Annotated in this window: 4 protein-coding genes and 1 tRNA gene; 2 read left to right on the top strand and 3 right to left on the bottom strand. The window is 58.7% G+C overall.

Going from position 1 to position 4,178, the window contains the following annotated elements:
* The first annotated feature begins 222 nt into the window (after positions 1-222).
* Positions 223-897 carry a metal-dependent transcriptional regulator gene (locus O6929_14425; GenBank protein ID MCZ6481575.1) on the top strand — a complete coding sequence of 225 codons (675 nt, stop codon included), beginning with the start codon at positions 223-225 and terminating at the stop codon, positions 895-897.
* A 13-nt stretch (positions 898-910) separates the two neighbouring features.
* Here the strand turns inward: O6929_14425 and O6929_14420 are convergent, their stop codons facing one another.
* On the bottom strand, positions 911-1,822 hold the full coding sequence (locus O6929_14420; GenBank protein MCZ6481574.1) for a cytochrome c oxidase assembly protein: 912 nt from the start codon (positions 1,820-1,822) through the stop codon (positions 911-913).
* A gap of 15 nt (positions 1,823-1,837) precedes the next feature.
* Complete coding sequence (locus O6929_14415) at positions 1,838-2,335, bottom strand: TlpA disulfide reductase family protein (GenBank protein MCZ6481573.1); 498 nt, start codon at positions 2,333-2,335, stop codon at positions 1,838-1,840.
* 453 nt (positions 2,336-2,788) lie between these two features.
* On the opposite strand from O6929_14415, the gene O6929_14410 reads away from it, so the two are divergent.
* A tRNA-Ala gene (locus O6929_14410) sits at positions 2,789-2,864 on the top strand.
* Positions 2,865-2,878: 14 nt separating this feature from the next.
* Here the strand turns inward: O6929_14410 and O6929_14405 are convergent.
* Positions 2,879-4,063 (bottom strand): tyrosine-type recombinase/integrase, encoded by a 1,185-nt coding sequence (locus tag O6929_14405; GenBank protein ID MCZ6481572.1) that lies wholly within the window; start codon positions 4,061-4,063, stop codon positions 2,879-2,881.
* Positions 4,064-4,178: the final 115 nt, after the last annotated feature.

Raw genomic sequence — 4,178 nt, 5'->3', positions numbered from 1 at the left:
CCGGGGCGATCTTCCAGGTGATCTATGAGGTGGTGAGACACCAAGCCCGGGGGAAGCCGGTTCTGCAGATGTTGACCATGCGCCACAATTTCGCGGGATTGGTGGCTGGCTACGTAGTCATGTATTTCACCGGTTTTTTGATTGCGGTCTGACCCAAGGGAAAGGGAACCACGTCCCCTCGGCGCATGACGGACTCATGGTTTCTTGTATGCAGGAGCGATGATGGAACTTCGACCGGTAAGCCAGGCCGTTGAAGATTACGTCAAGGCCATCTACCTTTTGGAGCAGTCAGAAGGGAAGGTGACCACCAAAGCCCTGGCGCTCGCGTTGGATGTGGCCGCCCCCTCGGTCACCGCCATGATCAAGCGGCTACATGCCATGCGTCTGGTTCGGTACACGCGGTATCGGGGCGTGGCGCTGACTCCGGCCGGGAAACGAATGGCTCTTGAGGTCGTGCGGCACCATCGCCTCCTCGAATTGTATCTGGTGGAGGCCATGGGCCTTCCGTGGGACCAGGTGCACGAGGAGGCGGAGCGGCTGGAACACGTGATCTCCGAGGAGCTGGAGGAGCGCATCGCCGAGCTCCTCGGTCATCCTGTAACTGATCCCCACGGAGATCCTATCCCGACCAAGGAGGGACAGTTAGAACACCCTGTCTCTGTTCCCCTTGCCGAACTTAATCCGGGGACCGCTGCCATCGTCCACCGGATCGCAGACCAGAGCCCTGAAAAGCTCCGGTACCTCGGAAGCCTCGGTCTCTTTCCCAAGGTGCGGGTGACGTTAGTGGAGAAGGCTCCCTTTGGTGGCGGTATGTCGCTTAAAGTGGGAACGACGCGGTGTACGCTGGGGGAGGAGCTCGCGCGTCAGATCTATGTCCTACCCGTGGAGGCTCGCTGAGCCAGAGCGCTTTTTACCCACCCGCCTGCCTTTCCCATTCCTGTTTGAAATGCTCGAGGGGATAGAATTCGTAGTGGACATCGATCGTCTGAACATCGGGCGAGATATCCCCATTCACGCGAAAAAGCAGGGGCAGTTCCATTTCCTCTCCCGGTTCCAACGTCTGCTCGATGAAGCAGAAGCATTGGATGACCTCGAAATGTGCCTCTGTGGGTCGGACCACATGGCGTGCCTTCCCCGAGACTGGTGTGTCCGACCGGTTCCTGACCCGGAAAGCTACTAGCAAAATTTCCCCGGGCGGGGCCCGGACCTCGCCCAGGATGGGCTCGAAGTCCCAGGGCAGCCCCTTCTTTACCTCTCCCGTAAAGCGGACCACCACAGTCCCGGCCCAGTTGAGGAAAACCTTCCAGCCGTCCCCATCCTTGACAAGCTCGAACCGCTCTTCCCCGACGATGGCCGGTAGCTCGTCGCGCTGGTGCGCGGTGGTCAAGATTTCCGAGATCTTTTCTTGCTCAGCCTCCGGGAGGGAGTGGAGCTGCGCCTCGTCGAAATCCATGAGGAGCTTGCGGAGCTTGGGGTCGTTACCGTTGGGGAGGATCAGGTCGAGCACCACTGTCGCCCCGTCTTCGTGAAACTGTGTGCGGGCGTTCTCATGCCGGATATACGAGGCCAGCTGGGCCGCCAGCTCAAGGGCCGTTCCCTCAAAAGATACGTGCAGACGAAGGTATTCCTTTCGGGTCTTGTGTTTTTTGTCGGCATCCGAGATGAGGGGATAGGCCTTCGCGTAGTTCCGGCTGTAGACAGCCTGCACATATTGGCGCACTGTCTCCTCGGGGGTCCGTTCGGCACTCCAGGCGTTGGCGGCCACAGTGAGTCCAACCAGGAGAGAGACTGCACAGCTCCACCTCGGAAATTGTTTTTTCACGCTGGAGGCCTCTCCTTAAGAGGATTTCTCGCTGAGCAACCGCTGTAATAGCTTTGTGGATTCCCCATCGCTCCAGTCTCGGTAGCCCAGCTCCCGAGAGCGAATGACCCCCTGGCGGTCGATCACAACGGTCATGGGGAGCGAGAAGCCTCGAAATGCGCGAAGGGTTTCCATGTCTGGGTCTAAAAGGACCTGAAAGCTCAGGCCGAGTTCCCTGAGAAAACTCTTGATGGAACTCTTGGGACCGGCGTCGACGCTCACCGCAACGATCTCGAAGCCCTTGTCCCTGTACTTCCGGTAGGCTTTCTCCATGGTCGGCATCTCGAGACGACAGGGAGGGCACCAGGTCGCCCAGAAGTTGAGGAGGACCACTCTCCCTTTGTAGCTCGATAGGCTTATCTGATTACCCTCCAGATCCGGAAGAGTGAAGTCAGGGGCGACATGGTCCACCTCGGGGGCAGGGTGCTGCCCCCATACGGGGAGGACCATGAGGAAAACCAAAAAAATCGCCATTGTCACCAATGGCAAGCGGATCCCAGAGGTTCTTTGAGAGCATAAGCTGGTCATTCTGCGGTATTCATCTCCATGAATGCTGGTCCCGTCCTCGATGGATAGGACGCTCTGCTCGCTGTCTCAATTCAAACGGGAGATCTCTAGCCCGCATTATTCCCGAACGGAGTGTCCTTCGTGAATAATGCGTCCCGCCGCTGCGGCGGGACGCAAGGCTAGCCCTGAGCGACGCCCCGCACACGCGGGGCGGAGTCGAAGCCCGGAGGGCAGATTATTTACTTCTATGTGAATAATCCGGGCTAGGATTTATTCCGAGGCACCTTTATATGCCACAGTACAGGGGATTTCAAGCGAATTCGCCCTCCCTCTGCCGCCCGTCTTTCTCCTTGACATCCCACGGGGGGGGCGGTATGAAGAATCTCGAGAGCTGGGTGCCTCAGCTCTCCTTCCTTTTTCGGGGCTGTGGCGCAGTTGGGAGCGCGCGTGACTGGCAGTCACGAGGTCAAGGGTTCGAATCCCTTCAGCTCCACCAGGAACTTCAAGGGCTTACGGCTTCATGCCGAAGCTCTTTTTTTTATCGGTTGCGTATAGGTTGCGTTTGGTTGCGCTCAAAATAGGGTCCAACCGATCCACCGCTTCCTTGTTCGCCCCTGGGATCATGTGTCCGTACGTGTCCACGGTGACCTTGATCGAGTGGTGACCCATCTGTTCTTTGACGTACACCAGGGACTCACCTCGCCCCAGCAGGATGCTGGCATAGCTATGGCGAAGATCATGCAGCCGAATCCGGCGTAGACCTACTCGGGCCAAGCAGCGATGGAAGACCCGCCGGCGGATGTTGGTCTCGTCCAAAGGCCCACCGACCTCATTGATGAAAACCCACGCCTCTGGAGAAAACTCCTGCCCATTCAGTGCCGCTTCGGCCTCGCGTAGGGTTTTGAGCTCAAGCAGCGTCTCCGCCAAGTGGATGGACATATCGACCCGCCGGATTTTTCCGTTCTTGGGGAGCTCAATACGGCCTCGCGTGTAGTTCCGGCGTACCTCGATGAACCGCCCCTGAAAGTCGAGGTCCCCCCATTGCAGCCCGAAGGCTTCTCCGATCCGAAGGCCGGTCCGAACGAGACAGAGGAACAGCGGGTAATACCGAGGGGCGCAATCCTGTATAGATTGCAGGAATCGCGCCACCTCCTCCTCGGTAAACGGGGCGATTTCCGACCGGGGGTCGGCCTTCGCCTTCAGGAATCTCCCTAGGCGGATGGCCGGATTGGCAACCAGCATCCCGTCCTCGATCCCGTGATTGTAGATTTCCCGGATCACGGCGACGGTATGACGGACAGTGCTGCGGCTCAAGGGCTTTCCGCGAATACCCCGCTGGAGCATTCCGGCGATGAGGTTCTTGATGTCCTCTCGGCTAACCTCCGACACAGGTGTGCCCCCGAAGCGGGGAAACGCGTAGTGCCGCAGCAGGGTACCGTACTTCATATAGGTGCTTACCCGGCAATGGACTTTGGCGTAGCTCTCAAGCCACCGCTCCGCGTACTCTTGGAAATTGGGTGGCCGCTCGGAGAATTCGTCCTGGATGGACAGGTTCCCCAACGCCAGTCGTGCCTCCAACTTCCTCGCCACCTCGAGAGCGCTCTTACGGTCGCCGATCTTTTTCGCCTTTCGCTTGCCTTGGTGGTTGATGAATACCCACCAGGTGCTGTCTTTCTGTCTGACCCGCACGCCCACTTTTCACCTCCCCGGACGCGCAGGACGCGGCGCGTAAGCTGTACCACGAGGGGCGATAGCGGTCAAGATTTCAGCCCTCCTAAAGCTTGCGAGACCATCCGATCCAGGTCCCGTC

The organism is Candidatus Methylomirabilota bacterium, assembly GCA_027293415.1.
Lineage (GTDB): Bacteria > Methylomirabilota > Methylomirabilia > Methylomirabilales > CSP1-5 > CSP1-5.
The sequence above is the reverse complement of the archived record's forward strand: the minus strand, read 5'-3'. Positions and strand labels throughout refer to the sequence as shown.